Origin of the sequence: Winogradskyella sp. UBA3174, assembly GCF_002364335.1 — a bacterium.
GTDB lineage: Bacteria > Bacteroidota > Bacteroidia > Flavobacteriales > Flavobacteriaceae > Winogradskyella.
In genome coordinates this window covers 57415-83289 of record NZ_DEXW01000043.1, presented here as the reverse complement: position 1 = coordinate 83289, position 25875 = coordinate 57415, and the positions used below count along the sequence as shown (strand labels likewise).

Annotated in this window: 24 protein-coding genes and 6 tRNA genes; 2 read left to right on the top strand and 28 right to left on the bottom strand. The window is 33.8% G+C overall.

From position 1 onward, the window contains the following. Nucleotides 1–21: 21 nt before the first annotated feature. From B2U95_RS07440 to B2U95_RS07415, 6 genes are all read right to left on the bottom strand, one after another. Nucleotides 22–95 (bottom strand) — tRNA-Thr (locus B2U95_RS07440). A 15-nt stretch (nucleotides 96–110) separates the two neighbouring features. After that, nucleotides 111–380, bottom strand: a complete 270-nt coding sequence (locus B2U95_RS07435) for a hypothetical protein (protein WP_296314360.1) — start codon at nucleotides 378–380, stop codon at nucleotides 111–113. Nucleotides 381–452: 72 nt separating this feature from the next. Further along, on the bottom strand, nucleotides 453–1424 hold the full coding sequence (locus B2U95_RS07430; RefSeq protein WP_296314358.1) for a type I phosphomannose isomerase catalytic subunit: 972 nt from the start codon (nucleotides 1422–1424) through the stop codon (nucleotides 453–455). Nucleotides 1425–1432: 8 nt separating this feature from the next. Next, on the bottom strand, nucleotides 1433–1843 hold the full coding sequence (locus B2U95_RS07425) for a 6-pyruvoyl trahydropterin synthase family protein (RefSeq protein WP_296314355.1): 411 nt from the start codon (nucleotides 1841–1843) through the stop codon (nucleotides 1433–1435). After that, complete coding sequence (gene idi / locus B2U95_RS07420; RefSeq protein ID WP_296314352.1) at nucleotides 1840–2364, bottom strand: isopentenyl-diphosphate Delta-isomerase; 525 nt, start codon at nucleotides 2362–2364, stop codon at nucleotides 1840–1842. The genes B2U95_RS07425 and idi overlap by 4 nt, the downstream gene beginning before the upstream one ends. 265 nt (nucleotides 2365–2629) lie before the next feature. Beyond that, nucleotides 2630–3163, bottom strand: coding sequence for a DUF7507 domain-containing protein (locus tag B2U95_RS07415; RefSeq protein WP_296314349.1), 534 nt, complete (start codon nucleotides 3161–3163; stop codon nucleotides 2630–2632). A gap of 378 nt (nucleotides 3164–3541) precedes the next feature. Here B2U95_RS07415 and B2U95_RS07410 point away from each other — a divergent pair, with 378 nt between their 5' ends. Both B2U95_RS07410 and B2U95_RS07405 read left to right on the top strand, forming a co-directional pair. Continuing rightward, nucleotides 3542–5131 carry a peptide chain release factor 3 gene (locus B2U95_RS07410; RefSeq protein WP_296314347.1) on the top strand — a complete coding sequence of 530 codons (1590 nt, stop codon included), beginning with the start codon at nucleotides 3542–3544 and terminating at the stop codon, nucleotides 5129–5131. A gap of 142 nt (nucleotides 5132–5273) precedes the next feature. Further along, nucleotides 5274–5504: a (4Fe-4S)-binding protein gene (locus B2U95_RS07405; RefSeq protein WP_296314344.1), complete on the top strand. Its 231-nt coding sequence runs from the start codon at nucleotides 5274–5276 to the stop codon at nucleotides 5502–5504. 164 nt (nucleotides 5505–5668) lie between these two features. Here the strand turns inward: B2U95_RS07405 and B2U95_RS07400 are convergent, their stop codons facing one another. From B2U95_RS07400 to B2U95_RS07295, 22 genes are all read right to left on the bottom strand, one after another. After that, complete coding sequence (locus B2U95_RS07400) at nucleotides 5669–5986, bottom strand: DUF3467 domain-containing protein (protein WP_296314341.1); 318 nt, start codon at nucleotides 5984–5986, stop codon at nucleotides 5669–5671. Between the two features lie 86 nt (nucleotides 5987–6072). Continuing rightward, nucleotides 6073–10374 carry a DNA-directed RNA polymerase subunit beta' gene (gene rpoC, locus B2U95_RS07395; protein ID WP_296314339.1) on the bottom strand — a complete coding sequence of 1434 codons (4302 nt, stop codon included), beginning with the start codon at nucleotides 10372–10374 and terminating at the stop codon, nucleotides 6073–6075. Between the two features lie 69 nt (nucleotides 10375–10443). Then, a complete protein-coding gene (rpoB, locus tag B2U95_RS07390; RefSeq protein WP_296314336.1) occupies nucleotides 10444–14256 on the bottom strand; it encodes a DNA-directed RNA polymerase subunit beta in 3813 nt (1270 codons plus the stop codon). A gap of 120 nt (nucleotides 14257–14376) precedes the next feature. Continuing rightward, the gene (rplL, locus tag B2U95_RS07385; RefSeq protein ID WP_296314335.1) at nucleotides 14377–14751 is read right to left on the bottom strand and encodes a 50S ribosomal protein L7/L12; all 375 of its coding nucleotides are present in this window, start codon (nucleotides 14749–14751) and stop codon (nucleotides 14377–14379) included. Nucleotides 14752–14819: 68 nt separating this feature from the next. Then, nucleotides 14820–15335: a 50S ribosomal protein L10 gene (gene rplJ / locus B2U95_RS07380; protein ID WP_296314333.1), complete on the bottom strand. Its 516-nt coding sequence runs from the start codon at nucleotides 15333–15335 to the stop codon at nucleotides 14820–14822. A gap of 19 nt (nucleotides 15336–15354) precedes the next feature. Further along, a complete protein-coding gene (rplA, locus tag B2U95_RS07375) occupies nucleotides 15355–16044 on the bottom strand; it encodes a 50S ribosomal protein L1 (protein WP_296314330.1) in 690 nt (229 codons plus the stop codon). Nucleotides 16045–16054: 10 nt separating this feature from the next. Next, a complete protein-coding gene (gene rplK / locus B2U95_RS07370; RefSeq protein WP_296314327.1) occupies nucleotides 16055–16495 on the bottom strand; it encodes a 50S ribosomal protein L11 in 441 nt (146 codons plus the stop codon). A 71-nt stretch (nucleotides 16496–16566) separates the two neighbouring features. Beyond that, nucleotides 16567–17124: a transcription termination/antitermination protein NusG gene (nusG, locus tag B2U95_RS07365; RefSeq protein WP_296314323.1), complete on the bottom strand. Its 558-nt coding sequence runs from the start codon at nucleotides 17122–17124 to the stop codon at nucleotides 16567–16569. A 19-nt stretch (nucleotides 17125–17143) separates the two neighbouring features. Next, nucleotides 17144–17338 carry a preprotein translocase subunit SecE gene (secE, locus tag B2U95_RS07360; protein ID WP_296314320.1) on the bottom strand — a complete coding sequence of 65 codons (195 nt, stop codon included), beginning with the start codon at nucleotides 17336–17338 and terminating at the stop codon, nucleotides 17144–17146. Nucleotides 17339–17397: 59 nt separating this feature from the next. Beyond that, nucleotides 17398–17470: transfer RNA gene (locus B2U95_RS07355), tRNA-Trp, on the bottom strand. A 64-nt stretch (nucleotides 17471–17534) separates the two neighbouring features. Beyond that, on the bottom strand, nucleotides 17535–18722 hold the full coding sequence (tuf, locus tag B2U95_RS07350) for an elongation factor Tu (RefSeq protein WP_296314317.1): 1188 nt from the start codon (nucleotides 18720–18722) through the stop codon (nucleotides 17535–17537). Between the two features lie 66 nt (nucleotides 18723–18788). Then, nucleotides 18789–18860: transfer RNA gene (locus tag B2U95_RS07345), tRNA-Thr, on the bottom strand. Nucleotides 18861–18917: 57 nt separating this feature from the next. Beyond that, a tRNA-Gly gene (locus B2U95_RS07340) sits at nucleotides 18918–18990 on the bottom strand. 157 nt (nucleotides 18991–19147) lie between these two features. Further along, a tRNA-Tyr gene (locus tag B2U95_RS07335) sits at nucleotides 19148–19229 on the bottom strand. A 60-nt stretch (nucleotides 19230–19289) separates the two neighbouring features. Continuing rightward, a tRNA-Thr gene (locus B2U95_RS07330) sits at nucleotides 19290–19363 on the bottom strand. Between the two features lie 114 nt (nucleotides 19364–19477). After that, a complete protein-coding gene (hpf, locus tag B2U95_RS07325) occupies nucleotides 19478–19780 on the bottom strand; it encodes a ribosome hibernation-promoting factor, HPF/YfiA family (protein ID WP_296314314.1) in 303 nt (100 codons plus the stop codon). A 73-nt stretch (nucleotides 19781–19853) separates the two neighbouring features. Further along, nucleotides 19854–20744, bottom strand: a complete 891-nt coding sequence (locus B2U95_RS07320) for a tyrosine-type recombinase/integrase (protein WP_296314312.1) — start codon at nucleotides 20742–20744, stop codon at nucleotides 19854–19856. Nucleotides 20745–20851: 107 nt separating this feature from the next. Beyond that, a complete protein-coding gene (locus tag B2U95_RS07315; RefSeq protein ID WP_296314310.1) occupies nucleotides 20852–22018 on the bottom strand; it encodes an acyl-CoA dehydrogenase family protein in 1167 nt (388 codons plus the stop codon). 13 nt (nucleotides 22019–22031) lie between these two features. Beyond that, entirely contained in the window at nucleotides 22032–22910 is an 879-nt protein-coding gene (locus B2U95_RS07310; protein ID WP_296314306.1) for a ComEA family DNA-binding protein, read from the bottom strand. A gap of 18 nt (nucleotides 22911–22928) precedes the next feature. Beyond that, a complete protein-coding gene (locus B2U95_RS07305) occupies nucleotides 22929–24524 on the bottom strand; it encodes an alanine/glycine:cation symporter family protein (protein ID WP_296314303.1) in 1596 nt (531 codons plus the stop codon). Nucleotides 24525–24619: 95 nt separating this feature from the next. Continuing rightward, a complete protein-coding gene (locus B2U95_RS07300) occupies nucleotides 24620–25642 on the bottom strand; it encodes a potassium channel family protein (protein ID WP_296314302.1) in 1023 nt (340 codons plus the stop codon). A 3-nt stretch (nucleotides 25643–25645) separates the two neighbouring features. Beyond that, complete coding sequence (locus B2U95_RS07295; RefSeq protein WP_296314299.1) at nucleotides 25646–25873, bottom strand: PspC domain-containing protein; 228 nt, start codon at nucleotides 25871–25873, stop codon at nucleotides 25646–25648. Nucleotides 25874–25875 lie beyond the last annotated feature (2 nt).

Genomic DNA, 25875 nt, shown 5'->3' with positions numbered 1-25875 from the left:
ATTGGATTTTTTAGTTTTTAGAGCCGATGGAGGGACTCGAACCCACGACCTGCTGATTACAAATCAGCTGCTCTAGCCAGCTGAGCTACATCGGCAAAAAGTTTACAAACTTACTTCAGTTTGTTTATTTTTTCAATAAGACCTCTACCCTTAGATTCTAGATCATTGCCAATAGTTTTAAAGTGTGTTTTCTTATTTTCTACACTTCTATCATTTACACGTGTAATTAACTCATCAAAAGTAGTAATAGCTTCATCTATAACAGCTTCACTCTCTTTAGTTGGCTTTTCAGCATTCGCAAGTTCCCATACATAAACTGCTTCAATGATATCACCTAATACATAGTTTATATCTTTCTTTAAATCTCTTTTATTTGCCATAATTAAAAATATTTTATAATTGCAAAAGTACTAAATCAAAATGGTTATTAGATCGAATTTTATTTTGAAATTTTAAACATAAACTTCTAAAAGTTTTGCGTCTTCTGATTGTATAGAATAATTAGTGACTGAAGCAGGAATTAAAATTGTTTCTCCTTTTGAAATTACTTCGCAAGAGGTATCTGTAGTTATTTCAATTGAGCCATATACACACATGTATACCACAAAGGAATCTTGTGTATTTTTCTTTTCAATTTTCGATTTTACATCAACATAATTGGTGGTAAAAAATGGGCAACTCACCATTTTATTTGAAATGTTTAAAGACTTTTTATAATTTACTCTAAAATCATCTTTCATATTAAAATCAAAAGCATCAATAGCAATATCATTATGAAGCGAACGCTCATTGCCTTTAGAATCTACTCTATCCCAATCATAAATACGATAAGTTATGTCACTAGTTTGCTGAATTTCTGCTAATAATACACCAGCGCCAATAGCATGGACTCGACCAGCTTCAATAAAATAAGCATCACCTTCTTTAACTTTATCGAAATTTAAAATCTTGGTTAGTGTCTTATTTTCTAGATGATGCAGATAGGTCTCTTTATCAACGCTTTGATTAAAGCCTACAATAAGATTCGCATCCTTATCTGCCTGCATCACATACCACATTTCGGTTTTACCAAAAGAATTATGGCGTGTTTTAGCTAAGTCATCATTAGGATGTAGCTGTATGCTTAAGTCTTTTTTTGCATCTATAAACTTTATAAGTAGTGGAAATGCTTTACCAAAGCGCTTAAAATTGTCTGTTCCCAAAAGTTCAGATTTGTAAGTATTTAAAAGTGCCTGTAATGATGTCCCTTTTAAAGCACCATTAGATACTAAAGAAATACTTCCAGGAACTGTACTAACTTCCCAGCTCTCACCTAATTCTCTAGAATCAGAATTCTTATTAAACTTGTTAATTAATTTTTCTCCACCCCAAATTTTATCCTTTAAAATCGGCTGAAACTTAAAAGGATAAAGAGCTGCTTTCATATTATATTTTATTCTCCTGAGTAAGTTACAAAGTTACGAGGTGTCTCATAAAGTGTAATCTCTAAGTGAAATTTAGGATTTAATTTCGCCTTTACCTTATTATAGGCTATAACAGCAATATTTTCAGCAGTAGGATTTAGGTCTTTAAACTCTGGTACTTCAACATTTAAGTTCTTATGATCAAATGCATCTTCAACTTCAGCTTTAATAATATCTTTAAGAATCTTAACATCTATAACGAAACCGGTTTCTGGATCTATATCTCCCGTAACGCTAGCTATAAGTTCATAATTGTGACCATGAAAATTAGGATTATTACACTTGCCAAAAATAGCGTCATTCTTCTCGAAACTCCAATCTTTTCTGTACAACCGATGTGCTGCATTAAAATGTGCTTTTCTGTGAACAGTTACTTTCATTTGTTAATATTTATAAATTCATAAAATTTTTCGAATATAATCTTAAACCAAGCTGTGTAATATTGAGGATTTAAAGCCATATCAACTTTTACACCTTCTAAAGGCATCCATTTCCAATCTGCAGCCTCGTCTGGGTTTATAATTGGATCTTCATTATAACTCCCAATCATTACATGGTCATATTCGTGCTCTGTCAACCCATTGTCAAAAGGTGCTTTATATATAAAAGAAGTAGATTCTTTTAACTCGGTTACAAAGCCCATTTCTTCTTGTAATCTGCGTTTACCTGCTTGCAGATTAGTCTCACCGTTACGTTGGTGACTGCAACATGTATTAGTCCATAAACCTGGTGAATGGTACTTATGCATAGCGCGCTGTTGAAGCATTAACTCATTATTATCGTTAAAGATAAATACTGAAAACGCACGATGTAATAAGGCCTTTTCATGTGCCTCCATTTTTGGCATTAAACCAATTTGGTTATCATTTTCATCTACTAAGATGACTTGTTCTTCTGTCATAAAGCAAAATTAACACCTAAAGCTGAAAAAATAGTAAAGGATTTCATAAAAAAAAGCCGTTTAAATAAATAAACGGGTTTTTTTTGTTTAATTGAAACAAGGATTAGTCTTCAGGACACGTTTTTCCATTAATACTTGTAATAATGAATTCGCTTCGTCTATTTAGCTGGTGTTCTTCTTCTGAACAACTTGAATAATTAGTAGGTTCGCAACCACAATCGTTAATTAATCTAGACTCACCATAACCCTTAGCTGTTAAACGTTCTTATAAAATTCCGTTTATTAAATATTTACGGGTTGATTGTGCTCTTATGCCAGATAATTTTTCGTTGTAAGACGCTGGCTCTTCACCACTAACTGTTGCCGAATTTATTACAATACTTGCATCTAAATCTGCTTGTGCAATTTGGTATGTGGCAGTAAAAATTTGACCCGGAATTAATTGAGCTATAGGACCACCAACTAAAATTAATCCTAGTAATACATCTTGAAACGTATGTGGTGATGTTAAACCAACTAATGAAACAGTTGCTGTACCACATCCTGTTAAATCTAATGTGCCAGTTATAGGTGTATCAGTAAAAGTGACTGTAATATCTGCCGTAAATATATCGTCAGTTATATCTGAATATATACTGTTATCACTACAAGTAGATTCGTTTGAAGATTTAATTGCAGTAGTATCACAAGGAGTTGCTGTGGTTTGAGAAAACGATATCTGTGTTGTGATTATTAATGCAAACAATACTAAGAAAATAGAATAATTTCTATTAAGCAAAAATCGAGTAGAGATATTCATATTATTATGTAGTTGATGTATAATTCATATATATAAGATAAGTTACGCTTATCGATAAAGTAAGAATATCTTCGTAAAGTGTAAATGGCGAATTTTTTGTAAGATTATTCAATATAAAAATAAAATATCTTATCCTTTAATAAACTTAAGACACGTTAGGATGTCTTAATGTCACATTTAAAATAAACTGACTAAATAGATTATTATTGAAGAGATTTGCTAATAATCAACTTCAAAAAATAGTAAGAAATTATCTTAATGAAAAATTACAAAAAAGATTAATACCGTTTTAAGTAATTTAATGCATTTATTATAAATTGCTTTTATTTATATGTGTTTAATACTACTATATTTGCAATCCTTTTATAATTTATCTATATGGCTTTTTTAGAAGAAATAAACAGACGGAGAACCTTTGGTATTATCTCTCACCCAGATGCAGGTAAAACTACACTTACAGAAAAATTACTTTTGTTTGGCGGAGCTATACAAGAGGCTGGTGCCGTAAAGAGTAATAAGATTAAGAAAGGTGCTACGAGTGACTTTATGGAAATAGAACGTCAGCGTGGTATTTCTGTTGCGACTTCAGTATTAGCTTTTGAGTATAATGGTATTAAAATTAATATTCTAGATACTCCTGGTCACAAGGACTTTGCCGAAGATACATTTAGAACCTTAACTGCTGTAGATAGTGTTATTGTTGTTATTGATGTTGCTAAAGGTGTTGAGGAACAAACCAAGAAATTGGTTGAAGTCTGCAGAATGCGAAAAATTCCAATAATTGTTTTCATCAATAAAATGGATAGAGAAGGTAAAGATGCTTTTGATCTTTTAGATGAAATTGAACAAAAGTTAGGATTAAAGGTTGTCCCTTTAAGTTTCCCTATAGGTATGGGTTACGATTTTAAAGGTATTTATAATCTATGGGAAAAAAATGTGAATCTTTTTAGTGGAGATAGTAGAAAAGATATTGAAGAAACGATTGAAATTTCAGATTTATCATCACCAGAATTAAACAAACTTATAGGTGAAACTGCAGCAAGTACCCTAAGAGAAGAAATTGAATTGGTAGAAGGTATTTATCCTCAATTTAATAAAGACGATTATTTAAATGGTGCGCAACAACCCGTCTTTTTTGGTTCGGCATTAAATAATTTTGGAGTTAGAGAATTACTGGATTGTTTTGTAGACATTGCCCCTAAACCAAGACCTAAGTACAGTGAAGAACGATTGGTAAAACCAGACGAAGATAAATTTACTGGGTTTGTATTTAAGATACATGCCAACATGGATCCTAATCACAGAAACCGATTAGCATTTATAAAAATTGTTTCAGGAGAATTTAAACGTAACACACCATACCTCCATGTAAGACTTAATAAAAAACTAAAATTTTCTAGTCCAAATGCTTTCTTTGCAGAAAAGAAAGAAATAGTAGATATTTCTTATCCTGGTGATATCGTTGGATTACAAGATACCGGAAGTTTTAAAATTGGAGATACCTTAACAGAAGGCGAAGTACTAAACTATAAAGGTGTTCCTAGTTTTTCACCAGAACACTTTAGATATATCAATAATGCTGATCCGATGAAATCTAAACAACTTAATAAAGGTATAGATCAATTAATGGATGAAGGTGTTGCACAGTTATTTACTTTAGACCTAAATGGCAGAAAGGTAATAGGGACTGTTGGTGCGCTGCAATATGAAGTGATTCAATATAGACTAGAGCATGAATATGGAGCTAAGTGTACTTATGAAAATTTAAATGTTCACAAAGCATGTTGGGTAAAAGCTGAAAATGAAAAGAGTGAAGAGTTTAAAGAATTTTTGAGAGTTAAGCAACGCTTTTTAGCTAGAGATAAGCAAAATCAATTGGTGTTTTTAGCAGATTCTACGTTCTCATTACAAATGACACAGCAAAAATATCCTAACATTGTCTTTCATTTGACTTCTGAATTTGAATAAAATAAGTAAGTCGTTCATCGAATAGCACTTAAAAAAACAACACTTAATCGGTTTATTTGGTTTTTTATCGATCTTTTTAGTTGATCTTGAATTGCTATCTATACATTGAGACTAAGATTAACCCCAAACTAATCTACTTATTATGGATATTAACGCAAACGTTTTCAGTAACGAAGAAATTACTGTTACCTACAAACCTTGCTGTTGTACAAATGCAGGTATTTGTGCAAAGCAACTTTCAAACGTATTTAGAAATTCAGTAATTCCTTGGATTGACCTAGAAGGAGAACAGACTGATGCCATTATTAATCAAATTAATAAATGCCCATCTGGTGCATTACAATATTATTTTAACCAAAAAGATGTTGCGTAAGTAATAACTGAATCGCATAAAAAAACCCTTGTAGATTTTACTACAAAGGGTTTATTTTTTAAGACAGACCTGATGTCCCAAAGTTTAAATGAATAAGTGGTTACTCCTTAAAAAACATGTCGAGCAAGTCTATATAGATTTACAATAGTATCTCAATTCACCAATTAGGCCTGACCTGTAGGACCAAAATTAAGAGGTATTGGAGGTTGCTCGTAATCTTTAATTTCTCCATGTGCCTTTTCAAACCTTACCACATTATCTCCTAATGCTTTTAATAAGCGTTTAGCGTGTTGTGGTGTTAATATGATACGAGACTTTACTTTACTCTTTGGTGTACCAGGCATAACACTTACAAAATCAACTACAAACTCAGATACTGAGTGATTTATAATTGCTAGGTTAGAATATATACCCTCTGCCACTTTCTCGTCTAGTTCAATATTAATTTGTCCTTTTTTAGGATTATTTTTTTCGTCTGCCATAATCTATATTTTTGTTAATATAAAAGCCTTCTCGTCATTAACTTGAAGGCTTTTATTTCTATTATATGTACTTAATGAAACCTAAATTAATTAAAATTCATTTCTTCTTTAGCTTTCATCATTTCATTAAACTCTTCTTTAGAACCTACAATGATATGTTCGTACTCTCTAACACCTGTACCTGCTGGTATTCTATGACCAACAATTACATTTTCTTTAAGTCCTTCAAGCGTATCGACTTTACCATTTACAGCCGCTTCGTTAAGAACTTTAGTTGTTTCTTGGAACGATGCCGCAGATATAAACGACTTAGTTTGTAATGATGCTCTTGTAATACCTTGTAAAATTGGAGTTGCAGTTGCAGGACTCACGTCTCTTGCAGTTACAAGATTCTTATCTTCTCTACGTAAGCTAGAGTTTTCGTCTCTTAAATCTCTAGGCGATACGATTTGACCTGATTTAAAATTCTCAGAATCACCAGCTTCTTCAACCACTTTCATTCCGAACATCTTATCGTTCTCTTCAATGAAATCTGATTTATGAACGAGTTGATTTTCTAAGAAGATTGTATCACCAGAATCAATAATTCTAACTTTACGCATCATCTGTCTTACAACAACTTCGAAGTGCTTATCATTAATCTTTACACCTTGTAAACGATATACTTCCTGTACTTCGTTAACTAAGTATTGTTGTACCGCTGAAGGGCCTTGAATATTTAAGATATCGTTGGGTGTAATAGAACCATCAGATAAAGGCATACCAGCTTTTACATAATCATTTTCTTGTACAAGAATCTGATTAGATAATTTCACTAAGTATTTCTTAACATCACCTAATTTAGACTCGATGATAATCTCACGGTTACCACGCTTAATTTTACCAAATGAAACCACACCATCAATCGCACTAACTACAGCAGGATTAGACGGGTTACGCGCTTCAAATAATTCTGTTACACGAGGAAGACCACCAGTAATATCACCTGCTTTAGCAGATTTACGCGGTATCTTAACTAAAATCTTACCGATACCAATTTTATCTCCATCATCAATCATTATATGTGCTCCAACTGGTAAGTTATAAGAACGGATAGTTTCTCCTTTAGAATCTTCAATCAATAACGTTGGAATCAACTTCTTATTTCTAGATTCTGAAATTACTTTCTCTTGGAAACCAGTTTGCTCATCAATCTCTACTTGGTATGTGATACCTTGTTCGATGTTTTCATACTTCACTTTACCAGCAAATTCTGAAATAATTACACCGTTATATGGATCCCATTGAGAGATCGTAGCACCTTTCTTCACTTTAGCACCTGGCTTAACAAAAATATGCGAACCGTACTGTATATTATTTGTACTTAAAACAATTCCTGTTTTAGCATCAACTAATTTTAATTCTGAAGTTCTAGAAATAACAACATCTACTTCTTTTCCTTCTTTATCTTTAGTTTTAACCGTTTTAAGATCTTCAATCTCAGCTACACCATCAAACTTGACAGTTAACTTATTTTCTTCAGAAATATTACCTGCAATACCACCTACGTGGAATGTACGTAATGTTAACTGTGTACCTGGCTCACCAATCGATTGAGCAGCAACTACACCAACAGCCTCACCTCTTTGAACCAGCTTACCAGTTGCAAGGTTACGACCGTAACATTTCACACAAATACCCTTTTTGGCTTCACATGATAATGGGGAACGTACTTCTATAGACTCTATTGGTGAATCTCCAATTTTCTTTGCGATGATATCATCAATATGATCACCAGCTTCTACAATAATTTCTTCAGTTAATGGATTATAAACGTCATTAAGAGATGTTCTACCTACTACTCTAGCTTCTAAGTTTTCAACAATTTCTTCATTCTTCTTAAGTGCAGAAACTTCTATACCTCTTAGTGTACCACAATCTTCTTCGTAAACGATAACATCTTGTGAAACATCTACCAAACGACGTGTTAAGTAACCTGCATCTGCCGTTTTAAGAGCTGTATCTGCAAGACCTTTACGTGCACCGTGTGTAGAAATAAAGTATTCTAAAATTGAAAGACCTTCTTTAAAATTAGAGAGAATTGGATTTTCAATAATTTCACCACCACCTGCATTCGATTTTTTAGGCTTAGCCATTAATCCACGCATACCAGTTAACTGACGAATCTGTTCTTTAGATCCACGAGCACCAGAATCTAGCATCATAAACACCGAGTTAAATCCTTGTTGATCTTCGCGGATACGCTTCATTGACAATTCAGTCAATTCTGCATTCGTAGATGTCCAAATATCAATAACTTGGTTATAACGTTCGTTATTGGTAATAAGTCCCATATTATAGTTACCCATAATACCATCAACTTGCTTATTAGCAGCATCAATCATTCCTTGCTTCTCTTTAGGTATAATAATGTCACCTAAACTAAATGATAATCCACCTTGAAATGCAAACTTATATCCTTGTGTTTTAATTTCATCTAAGAAATCAGCCGTTTCAGGCACACTTGTCTTTTTAAGAATACCGTGAATAATATCTCTAAGAGATTTCTTCGTTAATACCTCATTAATATATCCTGCTGCAGCTGGTACTTTTTCGTTGAAAAGCACACGTCCTACAGTTGTTTCTATAATTTGCTTAGTAAGCTCTCCTTCTTCATTAAAGTCGAAAGTTCTTACCTTTATACCAGCGTTAAGATCTACCATCTTCTCGTTGTAAGCAATTGTTACTTCTTCTGGAGAATAGAACGTTAAACCTTCACCTTTAACAGGTATATCTTTAGTAGATGTTCTAAGCTTAGTCATATAATATAAGCCAAGTACCATATCCTGAGAAGGAACAGTAACTGGTGCACCATTTGCTGGGTTTAATATATTATGTGAAGCCAACATTAATAATTGACATTCTAAAATAGCTTCAGGTCCTAATGGTAAATGCACAGCCATCTGGTCACCATCGAAATCGGCATTAAATGCAGTACACACTAAAGGGTGTAACTGAATCGCCTTACCTTCAATAAGCTTAGGTTGAAATGCTTGAATACCAAGTCTGTGTAACGTAGGGGCACGGTTTAAAAGCACTGGATGCCCTTTTAAAACATTCTCTAAGATATCCCAAACTACAGGTTCTTTTCTATCTATAATTTTCTTTGCAGATTTTACAGTTTTAACAATCCCTCTTTCAATCAATTTTCTGATGATAAAAGGCTTGTAAAGCTCTGCTGCCATATCTTTAGGCAATCCACATTCAAATAATTTCAATTCTGGTCCAACAACAATTACAGAACGTGCAGAATAATCAACACGTTTACCTAGTAAGTTTTGACGGAAACGTCCTTGCTTACCTTTAAGTGAATCTGATAATGATTTTAAAGGTCTGTTAGAATCTGTTTTTACAGCAGATGATTTACGTGTGTTATCAAATAATGAATCTACTGATTCTTGTAACATACGTTTCTCATTACGTAAAATCACCTCTGGTGCTTTTATCTCTACCAAACGCTTTAAACGGTTGTTACGAATAATTACACGACGGTATAAATCATTTAAATCTGAAGTTGCAAAACGACCACCATCTAAAGGCACTAAAGGTCTTAATTCTGGTGGAATTACAGGAACAGCCTTCACAATCATCCATTCTGGTCTGTTCTCTCTAACTAAGTTAGAATCTCTAAACGCTTCAACAACTTGTAAACGTTTTAAAGCTTCAGTTTTACGTTGCTTAGATGTTTCGTTGTTAGCTTTATGTCTTAAATCATATGATAACTGATCTAAATCTATTCTTGCTAATAAGTCGATAAGACACTCAGCACCCATCTTTGCGATGAATTTATTAGGGTCTTTATCATCTAAATATTGATTTTCTTGAGGAATAGTTTCTAATATAGTTAGATACTCTTCTTCTGTTAAAAAATCCATTTTTTGTACTGGTTCACCTTCAGCATTCATAGCTATACCTGGTTGGATAACTACATAACGCTCATAATAGATAATCATATCTAATTTCTTAGATGGTAATCCAAGAAGGTAACCAATTTTGTTTGGTAACGAACGGAAATACCAGATATGAGCTACAGGCACAACTAGATTGATGTGTCCTACGCGATCTCTACGTACTTTCTTCTCTGTTACTTCTACACCACAACGGTCACATACGATTCCCTTGTAACGTATTCTTTTATATTTACCACAAGCACATTCAAAATCCTTTACAGGACCAAAAATACGCTCACAAAACAAACCGTCACGTTCTGGTTTGTGTGTTCGATAATTAATTGTTTCCGGTTTTAAAACTTCGCCACGAGATGCTCCTAATACTGACTCAGGTGATGCTAAACCGATAGAAATCTTGTTAAATTTCTGAATTGTATTCTTATCTTGTCTTCTTGCCATGTTCTTTAAAGTATTCAGTTAGCAGCAACAGTTTTAGAAAAACCAAAACTGTTACGTGCTCACCTAAATTTATTCTTCTAATCTAATATCTAAACATAAACCTTTCAATTCGTGCATAAGTACGTTGAACGATTCTGGTAGTCCTGGTTCTGGCATTGGCTCTCCCTTAACGATTGCTTCGTAAGTTTTAGCTCTACCAATAACATCATCTGATTTTACAGTTAGGATCTCACGTAGTGTACTAGATGCTCCATAAGCCTCAAGTGCCCAAACCTCCATTTCACCAAAACGCTGACCACCAAATTGTGCTTTACCACCTAATGGTTGTTGCGTAATTAATGAGTATGGTCCGATAGAACGCGCGTGCATCTTATCATCAATCATGTGACCAAGTTTAATCATATAAATCACACCAACTGTTGCTGGTTGATCAAAACGATCACCCGTTCCACCATCATAAAGATACGTATGACCAAATCTAGGAATACCAGCTTCATCTGTATATTCATTAATCTGATCTAAAGTAGCTCCATCAAAAATTGGTGTTGCATATGTTCTTCCTAAATCTTGACCAGCCCAACCTAAAACGGTTTCATATATCTGACCAATATTCATACGAGAAGGTACACCAAGGGGATTTAACACAATATCAACTGGAGTTCCATCCTCTAAGAAAGGCATATCTTCTTGGCGAACAATACGAGCAACAATACCTTTGTTACCGTGACGTCCTGCCATTTTATCACCAACTTTAAGTTTACGCTTTTTAGCGATATAAACCTTAGCTAATTTAATAATACCTGCTGGTAACTCATCACCTACAGAAATCGTAAACTTCTCACGTCTTAATGAACCTTGAAGATCATTTTCTTTGATTTTATAGTTATGGATTAAATCTGCCACCATTTCATTGGTGTGATCGTCAGTTGTCCATTTTCCTGAAGTTAAGTGCGTGTAATCATCTACAGCATTTAACATCTTTAAAGTATACTTTTTTCCTTTTGGTATAATTTCTTCACCTAGATCATTATAGATACCTTGAGCCGTTTTTCCGTTTACGATAGCAAACAGTTTATCAACTAAAACTACCTGTAGTTCGTCAAAACGATTATCATATGCATTTTCTAATGCTTCGATATCTTCTTTATCTTGAGCTCTCTTTCTTTTGTCTTTAACTGCTCTTGCAAATAATTTCTTATCTATAACAACACCGTTTAATGAAGGGGATGCCTTTAAAGATGCATCTTTTACATCACCTGCTTTATCTCCAAAGATAGCACGTAAAAGTTTTTCTTCTGGTGTAGGATCTGATTCACCTTTTGGTGTAATCTTACCGATTAAAATATCACCTGGTTTGATTTCTGCACCAATGCGAATCATACCATTTTCATCTAAATCTTTAGTTGCTTCTTCAGAAACGTTAGGAATATCATTAGTTAATTCTTCATTACCTAATTTAGTATCTCTAACTTCTAATGAATACTCATCGATATGTATAGATGTAAATACATCTTCTCTAACTACCTTTTCAGAAATTACAATTGCATCCTCAAAGTTATACCCTTTCCAAGGCATAAAGGCTACTTTCATATTTCTACCAAGAGCTAACTCACCATTTTCTGTAGCATAACCTTCACAAAGTACTTGACCTTTAGCGACTTTATCCCCTTTCTCAACGATTGGCTTTAAGTTGATAGACGTTCCTTGGTTTGTTTTTCTAAACTTTACTAAAGGATAAGTTTTGGTATCGCTTTCAAAGCTTACCATTCCTGCTTCCTCAGTACGTTCGTACTTAATAGTTACTTTTTCAGCATCTACATACTCAACAGTACCAGCTCCTTCAGCATTTATTAATACTCTAGAATCTGATGCTACTTGGCGTTCTAAACCAGTTCCAACAATTGGTGCTTCAGGACGTAATAATGGTACAGCCTGACGCATCATGTTAGACCCCATTAATGCACGATTGGCATCATCATGTTCCAAGAATGGAATTAAAGATGCAGAAATCGATGCAATTTGATTTGGAGCAACATCCGTATAATTTACACTTGTAGGTTCAATTACTGGGAAATCACCTTCTTGACGAGAGATAATTTTATCAGCTAATATTTTACCTTTTTCATCAACTTTAATAGTTGCTTGAGCAATTAACATATCTTCCTCCTCTTCGGCACTTAGATATATTGGTGTGTTTTTAATATCAACAACACCATTTTCAACTTTTCTATATGGTGTTTCAATGAAGCCCATAGGATTCACTTTCGCAAAACAAGATAAAGATGATATTAAACCAATATTTGGCCCTTCAGGTGTTTCAATAGGACATAAACGCCCATAGTGTGTATAGTGAACATCACGTACTTCGAAACCTGCTCTTTCTCTAGATAAACCACCTGGTCCTAATGCTGAAAGACGACGCTTGTGTGTAATCTCTGCAAGAGGATTCGTTTGATCCATAAATTGAGATAACTGATTTGTACCAAAGAATGAATTAATAACAGACGATAAAGTCTTAGCATTAATTAAATCAATAGGAGTAAAAACTTCGTTATCACGAACATTCATACGTTCACGAATAGTACGTGCCATACGCGCTAAACCAACACCAAACTGAGATGATAGTTGCTCACCAACAGTACGTACACGTCGGTTAGATAAGTGATCAATATCATCTATCTCTGCCTTAGAGTTGATAAGTTCAATTAAATATTTTATAATCGTTATAATATCTAGTTTGGTCAAAACTTGTTTGTCCATTCCGATATCTAACTGTAGTTTCTTATTCATTCTATAACGACCTACTTCACCTAAAGAGTAACGTTGATCAGAGAAGAATAACTTGTCAATAATACCACGCGCTGTCTCCTCATCTGGCGGCTCAGCATTACGTAGTTGACGGTAGATATGTTCAACAGCTTCTTTTTCAGAGTTTGTTGGATCCTTCTGCAATGTATTATGAATAATTGCGTAATCCCCTTGCTGTGCACCTTCTTTATGTAAAAGAATAGTTTTTACTTCAGCTTCAAGAATTTCTTCTATATTATCTTTATCTATTACTGTATCACGATCTAAAACAATTTCATTACGCTCAATAGATACAACTTCACCTGTATCTTCATCAACGAAATCTTCGTGCCATGTATTTAAAACACGTGCAGCTAGTTTACGACCGATAACTTTCTTTAATCCAGATTTAGAAACCTTTACTTCTTCAGCAAGGTCAAAAATCTCTAAAATATCTTTATCACGCTCAAATCCAATTGCACGAAAAAGCGTAGTTACTGGTAACTTTTTCTTTCTATCAATGTAAGCATACATTACCTGATTAATATCAGTAGCAAATTCTATCCAAGATCCTTTAAAAGGAATTACTCTTGCTGAATATAACTTTGTCCCATTTGCATGAAAAGACTGGCTAAAAAACACACCAGGTGACCTGTGCAATTGAGAAACCACAACACGTTCTGCACCATTGATGCAAAATGTGCCACTCGGAGTCATGTATGGAATAGTACCTAAATAAACATCTTGAACGATTGTTTCGAAATCCTCATGTTCTGGATCTGTACAATACAACTTCAATCTTGCTTTTAGAGGCACACTGTAAGTTAATCCTCTTTCGATACATTCTTCTATAGAGTATCTTGGTGGATCAATAAAGTAATCTAAAAATTCTAGTACGAATTGATTACGTGTATCTGTAATTGGGAAGTTCTCCATGAAGGTGTTGTATAAACCTTCAGTACCCCTTTCTTCTGACTTTGTATCTAATTGGAAAAAATCCTGAAAGGATTTAATTTGGATATCCAAAAAGTCGGGGTAATCTGTCCTATTTACAATAGAAGAGAAATTAATTCTTTCAGCCTTTTTTGCTAACATTGATGAACGAGATTTTTATTAAAAAAACTAATAAATGCATATAACGTTTATATACACAAAAGGGTTTAGGTCTTAGAGTATTACTCTAGACCTAAACCATATGTTGTAGCTTAAGTAAGCTTACTTAAGCTCAACCTCAGCTCCAGCTTCTTCTAAAGAAGACTTTAAAGCTTCTGCTTCATCTTTAGAAACACCTTCTTTGATAGCACTTGGTGCATCATCAACTAAACCTTTAGCTTCTTTTAATCCTAAACCTGTTAATTCTTTAACTAATTTTACAACTGCTAATTTAGAACCACCAGCGGCTTTAAGGATTACATCAAATTCAGTTTGCTCTTCAACAGCGTCTCCACCACCTGCAGCAGGACCAGCCATAGCTACTGCAGCAGCAGCAGGCTCAATACCGTACTCATCTTTTAATATAGTTGCTAACTCGTTAACTTCTTTAACTGTTAAGTTAACTAATTGTTCTGCGAAATCTTTTAAATCTGCCATTTTTTTAATGTTTTAATAATGTGTGTTATAATATAATTTTCTAGTGTGTGTGTGCTTCTAAATTATCCTTATCTCTCAGATAATGTTTTAACGATACCAGCGATTGTTCCTCCGCTAGATTTAAGTGCTGAGATTACATTCTTAGCTGGTGACTGTAATAAACCTACAATTTCGCCAATAAGTTCTTCTCTAGACTTAATATCAACTAATGCATCAAGTAAATCATCACCAATGTAAATAGACTCCTCTATAAAAGCACCTTTTAATAAGGGCTTATCAGATTTTTTACGGAATTCTTTAATTACTTTAGCTGGACCATTACCTGTTTCAGAATACATTACTGATGTATTTCCTTTTAAAATAGTAGGTAAATCACCGAAATCTCTGTCCGATGCTTCCATTGCCTTCTCTAAAAGTGTATTCTTAACTACGGCTAACTTAATGTTAGATTTGTAACATGCTCTTCTTAATCTTGAAGTCGTCGCTGCATCTAATCCTGAAATATCTGTTAAATAGATATTTGCATTATCTGCCAATTGAGTAGTCAACTCTCCAATTACTACGGATTTCTCTTCTCTTGTCATAATATTCTAAGTTTAACTACTATCCTATTTTTGTGTCTATTGCTATACTTGGACTCATTGTACTAGACATGTAAATGCTTTTTACATAAGTACCCTTTGACGCAGTAGGCTTCAACTTCATCAATGTAGTTAACAACTCGTTAGCGTTATCTAATAGTTTATCAGCAGTAAATGACGCCTTGCCTATTGGTGCGTGAACGATACCTGTTTTATCTACTTTAAAATCAATTTTACCGGCTTTAACTTCTGTAACTGCTTTAGCTACATCCATAGTTACCGTACCAGTCTTAGGGTTTGGCATAAGACCTCTTGGTCCTAATACTCTACCTAATGGTCCTAACTTACCCATAATGCTTGGCATAGTAACGATAACGTCAACATCTGTCCAACCTTCTTTTATTTTCTGTAAGTATTCATCTAGCCCAACATAATCAGCGCCTGCTGCTTTAGCTTCTTCTTCTTTGTCTGGAGTTACCAATGCAAGAACCTTCATATCTTTACCTGTTCCGTGTGGTAAAGAAACAACACCACGTACCATTTGATTGGCTTTACGTGGATCTACACCTAGTCTAACTGCTAAATCTACTGAAGCGTCAAACTTTGTGTATGTAATTTCTTTTAGTAAAGCTGTAGCTTCTTCTACCGAATAAACCTTGTTTTTATCAACTTTAGCTCTCGCTTCTTTTTGCTTCTTTGTTAATCTTGCCATTTCTAAAAATTTAGTTTGGAGCTTCTCCTCCTTTAACAGTGATACCCATAGATCTTGCTGTACCGGCAACCATTTTCATAGCTGATCCGATTTCGAACGCATTTAAATCTACCATTTTGTCCTCAGCAATAGTTTTTACTTGATCCCAAGTTACTTTTGCTACTTTACGTCGGTTTGGTTCTCCTGATCCTTTCTTTACTTTGGCCGCTTCTAATAATTGTACTGCTGCTGGTGGAGTCTTAATTACAAATTCAAAAGATTTGTCTTTGTAAACTGAGATTGCCACAGGTAAAATTTTACCTTGTTTATCTTGAGTTCTAGCATTAAACTGCTTACAGAACTCCATGATATTAACTCCAGCGGCACCTAAAGCGGGTCCAACCGGTGGCGATGGATTCGCTGCACCTCCCCGAACTTGTAACTTAACTATTTTGTCTAGTTCTTTTGCCATTTTTTAAAATTTAATGCTACTAACTAATTTTTGAAGCTTAGATAGTAACTCTTTATTTATTGTAACAATTATTATAATTTCTCTACTTGCATGTAACTTAATTCTAATGGTGTTTTTCTACCGAAAATCTTAACCATTACTTCAAGCTTACGTTTTTCTTCATTAATCTTCTCGATAGTTCCATCAAAACCATTAAACGGTCCATCAATAACTTTCACAGTTTCTCCTTTTGTGAATGGTATTGCAACATTAGCATCAGCTTCTATTGCTAACTCATCTACTTTACCTAACATTCTGTTAACTTCAGATTGTCTCAAAGGCACAGGATCACCGCCTTTTGTTTCACCTAAAAATCCAATTACATTAGTAATAGATTTAATTATATGAGGAACTTCACCAGCTAAATTAGCCTGAACCATTATATATCCTGGGAAAAACACTTTTTCTTTATGTACCTTCTTACCCTTTCGAATTTGAACTACACGCTCTGTTGGCACCAAAACCTGATCAACAAAATCCTCTAGTCCTAATCTAGAAATTTCATTTTCTATATAAGCCTTTATCTTATTCTCTTGACCGCTAACAGCCCTAACAACATACCACTTCTTATTTTCTGCTTTATCAGACATATCTTTGTTAATATATTGTTTAGTTAATCCAAGCAAAATAAGCTTTTACAGCTCTACTGAATACAGTATCAACACCCCAAATAGCTAACGAAAAAATAATTGAAAACACAGCTACAACAACAGTTAGTCTCTGCGCTTCTGGCCAAGGAGTCCATGAAACATTATTCTTTAATTCTCCAAAAGATTCTTTTACGTATGTTATTATTCCTGCCATTTGATTAAATTATTCTAATTAAAAAGACACATTAGATCTTTTAATATATTTTTTTGTAGCACGGGTTGCGAGACTCGAACTCACGACACCTGGTTTTGGAGACCAGTGCTCTACCAACTGAGCTAAACCCGTAAATAATAATCAAGGCATCCCGATTTTTCGGGACACCTTAAATAATTATTTATCTATAATTTGTTTAGTCTAAAATCTCAGTAACCTGACCTGCACCTACTGTTCTACCACCTTCACGGATAGCAAAACGCAAACCTACATTCATTGCAATCGCTTGAATTAAATCAACTGTAATTGTCAAGTTATCACCTGGCATTACCATTTCAACTCCATCAGGGAGCATTATATTTCCTGTTACATCAGTTGTACGAACGTAAAACTGTGGACGATAGTTATTATGAAATGGTGTGTGACGACCTCCTTCTTCTTTCTTAAGAACGTAAACCTCTGCTTTAAATTTAGCATGTGGTGTTACAGATCCTGGCTTACAAATAACCATACCTCTAGATATTTGAGACTTCTCAATACCTCTTAATAAGATACCTGCATTATCACCAGCTTCACCTCTATCTAAAATTTGACGGAACATTTCAATACCAGTAATAGTAGATGTTAATTTCTCAGCACCCATACCAATAATCTCAACTGGATCACCGGTATTACCAACACCAGTTTCAATACGACCAGTTGCAACAGTACCACGACCAGTAATTGAGAATACATCTTCAATTGGCATTAAGAAAGGCTTGTCCATATCACGTACTGGCTCTTCAATCCATGTATCAACAGACTCCATTAATTCTAATACCGTATCTACCCATTTTTTCTCACCGTTAAGTGCTCCTAAAGCAGAACCAGCTATTACAGGTCCATTATCACCATCATACTCATAGAATGATAATAAATCTCTAATCTCCATATCTACTAATTCAAGTAATTCTTCGTCATCAACCATATCCACTTTATTCATGAATACAACCATACGAGGAATACCTACCTGACGACCAAGTAAAATGTGCTCACGAGTTTGTGGCATAGGTCCATCTGTTGCCGCAACAACCAATATAGCTCCATCCATTTGAGCAGCACCAGTAACCATGTTCTTTACGTAATCCGCGTGACCTGGACAGTCAACGTGGGCGTAATGACGATTTGCTGTTGCATATTCTACGTGCGAAGTATTAATTGTTATACCTCTTTCTTTTTCTTCTGGTGCGTTATCAATTTGATCAAATGATCTTGCTTCAGAAAAACCTGCATCAGCTAATACTTTAGTAATAGCAGCAGTTAAAGTTGTTTTACCGTGATCTACGTGTCCAATAGTACCAATGTTTAAGTGTGGTTTTGAACGATCGAAAGTTGCCTTTGCCATGTTTAATTTATTTAATCTTATTTATATTAGTGTTCAATTATTAATTCTAATCTTCTTAGAAAAAAGAGCCAATGACGAGATTTGAACTCGTGACCTCTTCCTTACCAAGGAAACGCTCTACCCCTGAGCTACACCGGCGTAAAGTGTTTAAATTCTCATTATCAATAATGAGATTTCTGCCTTCGCAAAAATTTGAGCGAGAGACCGGGTTCGAACCGGCGACATTCAGCTTGGAAGGCTGACGCTCTACCAACTGAGCTACTCTCGCTTATTTATAATTAAGTCACCTTAATTAATGGTTTCAATATTTCAAATTTCATATTTTTTTCAACTCACTCTTAAAACTAGGCAAGTTTATGAAGATGACTCTTCAATTATATATTTTGATTTACCTCCCTAAAAAGGTAAGATTTCCAAAATATTAGTGGGGAGAGCAGGATTCGAACCTGCGAAGACGTAGTCAGCAGATTTACAGTCTGCCCTCGTTGGCCGCTTGAGTATCTCCCCAATTTATCAATATTTCAAATTTTAAAGTCAATTTTAGTTATTAAAAAAAAAACTTTAAAGAGCCGATGGAGGGACTCGAACCCACGACCTGCTGATTACAAATCAGCTGCTCTAGCCAGCTGAGCTACATCGGCTTTTATTTACTTTTTAGCAGTCAAAAAATGACCATAAAAAAGTCCGCTATTTCTAACGGACTGCAAATGTAGTGTTTTATTTAATTATTCAAAACATTTTTGAAAAAATTTTATCTAGCTATGTGCTCTTAATTTTTCTTTTCTTTTTTTGATTTGTCTTTCTAGTGATGCAATCGCAGAATCAGCACCTTCTTCAAAGGTTTTACATTGTTTCTTTACCACAAAGCTGTCGCCTGGAACACTTACTTTAGCTTCAAAAATTTTATTTTCTTTATCTCTTGTGTTCTCAACCTTTAAATAAATATCTGACTGAATTATTTTATCATAAAACATATCGAGTTTATCCATTCTCTTTTGAATAAAATCAATCAACTTCTGATCTGCCGAAAAATTTACGGATTGGGTGTTTACTTTCATAGACTTTATAATTTAAATTAAAAATTAGTAATAACCGGTCAGTTAAATACCACTCTATATTATATACAATAAGCTAACTTTCATTTCTTGGATGAGATTTAGCGTAAACCTTTTTCAGTTCTTCTATACTGTTATGCGTATATACCTGAGTTGCCGCCAAACTTGTATGACCAAGAAGTTCTTTTACTGCATTTAAATCTGCACCTCCATTTAATAAGTGTGTAGCAAACGAATGCCTTAAAACATGAGGGCTACATTTAATTTTTGAAGACACTACACTAAAATACTTATTTATAATTCTGTAAACAAGTTTTTCGTAAATTTTAAGACCAATTTTTGTTAAAAACAGACTATCCTCGTCTTTAATAATCGTTAACTGTGAACGATAGTTTATATATACTAGTATAGAATTTAACAAAACATCTATTATAGGAATGTAACGCTCTTTATTTCGCTTACCTAAAACTTTAAGTTGTTTACTTTGTAAATCAATATCTTCTAGCTTTAAATTAACTAACTCTATGCGCCTTATTCCTGTTGCATAAAATAACTCAATGATTAAATGATCTCTAGCACTTTCAAAATCATATATTTCAATAGATTCGTTAAGCACTTGTCTCAATTCTTCCTCAGAAAAAGGTAACTGTACTTTTTTACTGACTTTTAGGGCTTTATGCTGTTTTAATGGATTCGCTTTTATTACTTCTATTTTTAATAAAAACTTATAATATGCATTTAATGAAGATACTTTTCTATTGATGGTTCTATTTGATATTTTAGTATTAACCAATCCTACAATCCATTGTCTTATTTCGGAATAACCTGATTTAAAAATACTTATTGAATTGTGATTATTGTTTAAAAAATCTTGAAATGATTCTAAATCTCTAATGTATGCCAAAGCGGTATGTTTAGAGTATGTTTTCTCTAATAACAAGTAATCAGAAAATGCTTTTAGATTCATTTAATTGGCTTAACTTATTAAAAGTAGTAATTTGTTCCTAGACTAAACAGAATTACAAATAAAAAATCCTGCTTTGAGCAGGATTTTTTATTTTAAAATTTATAATACTAAGTCGCAGGCTTATAATCCTTTTCATCAATTACCATCTTGGCAATAATCTCTTTTAAGATTTCTGAAGTACCACCACCTATTGGCCCTAAACGACTATCTCTAGCCATACGCGCTAATGGATATTCTTCCATATAACCATAACCACCTAAAAACTGAAGGCATTGATAAATAACATCGTCAGCCATTTTAGTAGATTGTAATTTAGACATTGTTGCTTCTTTTACAACATAATCACCCATATCTAGACGTTTAGCAACATAGTAGTTAAATTGCTTACAAATTTCCATTTGCGTTTCGCAATCAGCGTATGTATGTCTTAATGCTTGAAATTTATTTATCGTTCTACCGAAAGCTGTACGTTCACTCATGTATTGTTTTGCATACTCTAAAGCATATTCAGCTCTTGCATGTGCATTAACGCCCATAATTAAACGCTCTAAAGCAAAATGCTGCATTATGTATGGAAAACCTTGATCTTCATCTCCCATTAAATTTGAAGCTGGGATTTTTACGTTATCAAAAGCAATCTCTCCAGTATCTGAAGCTCGCCAACCTAACTTATCTAATTTTGTTGCAGAAATACCTGGTGTATCTCTATCCATAACAAAAATACTAATCCCTTTATTTCCTAATTCTGGACTTGTCTTAGCAGCTACAATTAAGTAATCACTGTAGACACCATTAGTTATAAATGTTTTAGAACCATTAACGACGTAAGTATCTCCTTTTTTTACAGCCGTTGTTCGCATACCTGCAACATCACTACCACCAAAAGGCTCTGTAATACAAAGACATCCTATTGCATCACCTAACGCACTTGGTGTTAAATATTTTTCTTTCTGCTCATGATTTCCTTCTTTATTCAAATGCGTCATTGCTAAATAAGCATGTGCCCACATAGCTGCAGCAAAGCCTCCAGAATTGATACGTTGCATTTCTTCAAGAAAAATTACAGTGTAAAATAGATCTAAGTCTAATCCACCATAATCTTCTGGTGTTGCCAAACCAAAGTAGCCCATATCACCGAATTTCTTCCAGATAAAACGTTCTATATGACCTGTTTCTTCCCATTTATCAATATGTGGAACAACCTCTTTTTGAAGAAAATCTCTTAGACTTTCCCTAAATAAATTATGCTCTTCTGTGAAATATAAATTAGACATCTATTGTAGTTTGTTATAGATGCAAATATAACTTAATTATCTCGATTTTATTGATTGGAAAATCTTCAACTTTTGTTAAATCATTCAACTTTTTAAAACCACTTCTAAGTGTTCTTTCTTCGATAATGTTCTTAGCAATTTCGTAATCTATATACTGAATAGTAACCAACTCGTCGCGAGTGGCAGTGTTTAAATTATACTTTTTAATAACTCTTGGTGTTTTTACAGTAAAGTCATTTTTAATACGCTCAATAACTTCTGTTGTTAAACCGTAAACATCAATAAGCTGTGCCTCTGAAACAAAACCTCCTTTAAATTTATTTCTATAAACAATAATACGCTCAGAGAGTTTTTCTCCTACTCCATAGACTTTCTTCAATTGAATTGCTGTGGCAATATTCAAATCAATTTTTTGAGCATAAGTTTTTAGCGTTTTGGAGCTTGAATAAGAGTTACTATAACCTTGAGACTTTGGTTTTGGGTTTGTTACCCATTCTGGAAATTTAAAATACGGTGAAATCTTAGTTAAAAGTGAATCTGAAACTTCAGTAACCTTCTGAAAGTCTTTTGAAGAATTAACCCATTGATTAGTAGCTCTAAATTTATGCAACCTATCTATTTCTTCATTGGTCATACCTAGAGTATAACCTTTATAATCTGTTATGTAATTTGGATTAAAGGGATAAATTTTTGGTTTAGAATTTTCTATTTCTATTAGCCTTAAAGAATCTAATTCCTTTTTAAATATATTTAATTCATCCTCATTATTAGGAACTAAATCTTTAGAGAAATTAAAACCGTACAGATAAAAACATTGCAGAGCTACAATAATAAGCAGTAATAAAAAAATCCCACTTCGTTGTTTATTAGTAAACTGGAAGTGAGATTTCATATAACTTTATTTTTATGCTTAAGACTTTCTCGCTTTTATAGCATCCATATATTTTTTTAATTCTACTTTTACATTAGGTGCAAGAATTACTAGACCTATCATATTTGGCACCATCATCGCAAAAATCATTGCATCTGAGAATCCTATTACAGAACCTAAGCTAATTGAAGCTCCTACAATTACAAATAAACAAAATAAAACTTTATATGTATACTCCATTTTTTTTGTTCTTCCGAATAAATAAGCCCAACCTTGATAACCGTAATACGACCAAGAAATCATAGTACTAAATGCAAATAATACAACTGCAATAGTAAGTACGTACGGAAACCATGATATAACAGACTCAAACGCTCCTGAAGTAAGTAAGATCGCATCAGCATCATTTAAACCTGCATTAGCTGAAGTTACATTTCCTGTTATGACTAAGACTAAAGCCGTCATAGTACAAACCACAACAGTATCAATAAACGGCTCCAACAAAGCTACTAAGCCTTCTGAAGCTGCATATTTAGTTTTTACTGCTGAGTGTGCTATAGATGCTGAACCTACACCTGCTTCGTTTGAAAAAGCTGCTCTTCTAAATCCTTGAACTAAAACACCAATAGCTCCACCTGCAACACCTTCTGGGTTAAAAGCTCCATTGAATATTTGTGCAAAAGCATCTCCGACCATATCATAATTAGCTATGATTACAAAGAGTGAAGCTGCAACATATATAACAACCATGAATGGTACAATCTTATCTGTAACTTTCGCGATTTTCTTTATGCCTCCAATAATTACAATACCAACTAGAACTGCCATCACCAAACCAAATACCCAACGGTATCCATTTATAAATGATTCTTCTCCACCAGTCATATGCTCAAATAATTGCGCTGCCTGATTTACTTGGAACATATTACCGCCTCCAAAAGAGCCACCAATAACAAATACAGCAAATACAGCTGCTAAAACTTTTCCTAAACCTCCTAAGCCTTTAGATTTTAATCCTTTAGTTAAATAGTACATCGGACCACCAAAGACAGTTCCGTTTTCATCAATATCTCTATACTTTACTCCTAGTGTACATTCTACAAACTTAGAAGCCATACCAAGAAAGCCCGCAACAATCATCCAAAATGTTGCTCCTGCTCCACCAATTGATACTGCTATCGCCACTCCGGCTATATTCCCTAGACCTACTGTTGCTGAAAGCGCAGCTGTTAAAGCTTGAAAATGCGACACTTCACCATCATGGCCTTCTACAGCAATTGTTTCTATATTATCTCCACCAGGTGTAGAGTCACCTGCAGCAACTAAAGATTCGTGATGATCTAATTCATCATATTTTCCTCTTACAATATTTACTGAGGTGAAAAATCCTCTAAAATTTATAAACTTAAAATAAAAGGTAAAATATAAAGCACCTAGAATTAATGGAAATAATACCCAAAAGATTTCTACACCACCACCAAAATCAATTTTATAAAAAATAAATTCAACAAACCATCCTGTTGCACTGCCAAAAGCTTCATCTATTTTTTGGTCAATACCAACTTCTTGAGCTTCTTTAGCAAAGTTTAATAAAGGTAATAATAATGCAAAGGTTGATAGAAGATATTTCTTCATGGGAATAGTTATTAGTTAGTTTATAATCTTAAGGCGACAAGATGCTAAAAAAAAATGAGTTTTTAAAGCCTTATGCGTTAAAATGGATATCGCAATTATTCTATGTTATAATGAGAATTTAACCGTTCTATCTGCTCTGGCCTACCTAAAACAATAATTTTAGAACCAGCTATAAGCCTTGTATCTGCTTCAGGATTAACAATGTATTCACCTTTATCATCCTTAAATCCGATAACAGTACAACCTGTTTTTTTTCTTAAATCTAAATCTTTTATGGTTTTGACCTCTCGGGAATTATAGAGTTGCTCTACTTTGACTTCCTCTATATTAATATTACGTTCGCCAACAATACCTAAATTATCAATAAACTCTACCAAATCAGGTATAACTACCAAAGATGCCATATGATCACCACCTATTCTGTCTGGCAAAATAACGTTGTTTGCACCAGCTAATTTTAATTTCTCATAAGAGGTCTCTTGAGATGCTCTACTAATAATACACATTCCACTATTTATTTGCCTTGCAGATAGTACTACAAATAGATTATCTGCATCGCTTGGTAACGCACAAATTAAAGTGCTTGCACGCTCAATACCAGCCTCAAAAAGTGTTTCATCTTCATTAGCATTACCTAAAACATAAGGGAAATTATCTTCTTGAAATTTATCAATAAGCTCTTTGTTTCTATCTACAATTACAAAAGGCTTATTATATGCCAATAATTTTTTGGCTGCCTGCTTTCCGTTTCGCCCATATCCACAAATGATTATGTGGTTAGACATAGCATCAATTTTCTTTTGCATTTTTCGTTGTTTTATATCCTCAAAATTATTTTTACTTAAAATGTGTTCTGTAATAATTGTTATGGCGTAACCTACAATTACAACGCTAGCCAATATTAAGAAGATTGTAAATATCTTAGACTGAGTATCTAAAGGAGTAACTTCTGCAAAGCCAACAGTCGTTATGGTTATTACCGTCATGTAAACAGCATCTACCCACTCATAACCTGCTATGGTTCTATAACCAATAACACCTACACAGAGTACAAATAAAAGTAGGATGAGTGCGGTATATATTTTTGATTTAAAAAGTCTTAATAACGAGTTACCCATAAGTTATAAATCGAATACTGATGAACGTTTGGTGTAAATGATATCTTTTATCCTAATCCAAAAAGCAAAAAATAAATATAAGGCAAATCCAAAGCCAACAGTTACAAATGTAAGATACATAAAAGAGGTTCTAACAATCTTAGCTCTTATACCAAAACGTTCTGCAATTCGCTGACAAACATAATAGCCTCGCTTCTGGAAGTAATGTAGTAAAGCGTAAAAAAGATTCATGA

Coding starts and splice junctions, on each gene's coding strand:
- rplA (WP_296314330.1), bottom strand. CDS start 16,044: ATGGCAAGATTAACAAAGAAGCAAAAAGAAGCGAGAGCTAAAGTTGAT.
- rpoB (WP_296314336.1), bottom strand. CDS start 14,256: ATGTTAGCAAAAAAGGCTGAAAGAATTAATTTCTCTTCTATTGTAAAT.
- hpf (WP_296314314.1), bottom strand. CDS start 19,780: ATGAAAGTAAACACCCAATCCGTAAATTTTTCGGCAGATCAGAAGTTG.
- B2U95_RS07405 (WP_296314344.1), top strand. CDS start 5,274: ATGGATATTAACGCAAACGTTTTCAGTAACGAAGAAATTACTGTTACC.
- B2U95_RS07310 (WP_296314306.1), bottom strand. CDS start 22,910: ATGAAATCTCACTTCCAGTTTACTAATAAACAACGAAGTGGGATTTTT.
- rpoC (WP_296314339.1), bottom strand. CDS start 10,374: ATGGCAAGAAGACAAGATAAGAATACAATTCAGAAATTTAACAAGATT.
- B2U95_RS07320 (WP_296314312.1), bottom strand. CDS start 20,744: ATGAATCTAAAAGCATTTTCTGATTACTTGTTATTAGAGAAAACATAC.
- rplL (WP_296314335.1), bottom strand. CDS start 14,751: ATGGCAGATTTAAAAGATTTCGCAGAACAATTAGTTAACTTAACAGTT.
- secE (WP_296314320.1), bottom strand. CDS start 17,338: ATGGCAGGAATAATAACATACGTAAAAGAATCTTTTGGAGAATTAAAG.
- B2U95_RS07410 (WP_296314347.1), top strand. CDS start 3,542: ATGGCTTTTTTAGAAGAAATAAACAGACGGAGAACCTTTGGTATTATC.
- B2U95_RS07315 (WP_296314310.1), bottom strand. CDS start 22,018: ATGTCTAATTTATATTTCACAGAAGAGCATAATTTATTTAGGGAAAGT.
- B2U95_RS07425 (WP_296314355.1), bottom strand. CDS start 1,843: ATGAAAGTAACTGTTCACAGAAAAGCACATTTTAATGCAGCACATCGG.
- tuf (WP_296314317.1), bottom strand. CDS start 18,722: ATGGCAAAGGCAACTTTCGATCGTTCAAAACCACACTTAAACATTGGT.
- nusG (WP_296314323.1), bottom strand. CDS start 17,124: ATGTCTGATAAAGCAGAAAATAAGAAGTGGTATGTTGTTAGGGCTGTT.
- B2U95_RS07435 (WP_296314360.1), bottom strand. CDS start 380: ATGGCAAATAAAAGAGATTTAAAGAAAGATATAAACTATGTATTAGGT.
- B2U95_RS07430 (WP_296314358.1), bottom strand. CDS start 1,424: ATGAAAGCAGCTCTTTATCCTTTTAAGTTTCAGCCGATTTTAAAGGAT.
- B2U95_RS07400 (WP_296314341.1), bottom strand. CDS start 5,986: ATGGCAGACGAAAAAAATAATCCTAAAAAAGGACAAATTAATATTGAA.
- rplJ (WP_296314333.1), bottom strand. CDS start 15,335: ATGACAAGAGAAGAGAAATCCGTAGTAATTGGAGAGTTGACTACTCAA.
- B2U95_RS07415 (WP_296314349.1), bottom strand. CDS start 3,163: ATGAATATCTCTACTCGATTTTTGCTTAATAGAAATTATTCTATTTTC.
- idi (WP_296314352.1), bottom strand. CDS start 2,364: ATGACAGAAGAACAAGTCATCTTAGTAGATGAAAATGATAACCAAATT.
- B2U95_RS07295 (WP_296314299.1), bottom strand. CDS start 25,873: ATGAATCTTTTTTACGCTTTACTACATTACTTCCAGAAGCGAGGCTAT.
- B2U95_RS07300 (WP_296314302.1), bottom strand. CDS start 25,642: ATGGGTAACTCGTTATTAAGACTTTTTAAATCAAAAATATATACCGCA.
- rplK (WP_296314327.1), bottom strand. CDS start 16,495: ATGGCAAAAGAACTAGACAAAATAGTTAAGTTACAAGTTCGGGGAGGT.
- B2U95_RS07305 (WP_296314303.1), bottom strand. CDS start 24,524: ATGAAGAAATATCTTCTATCAACCTTTGCATTATTATTACCTTTATTA.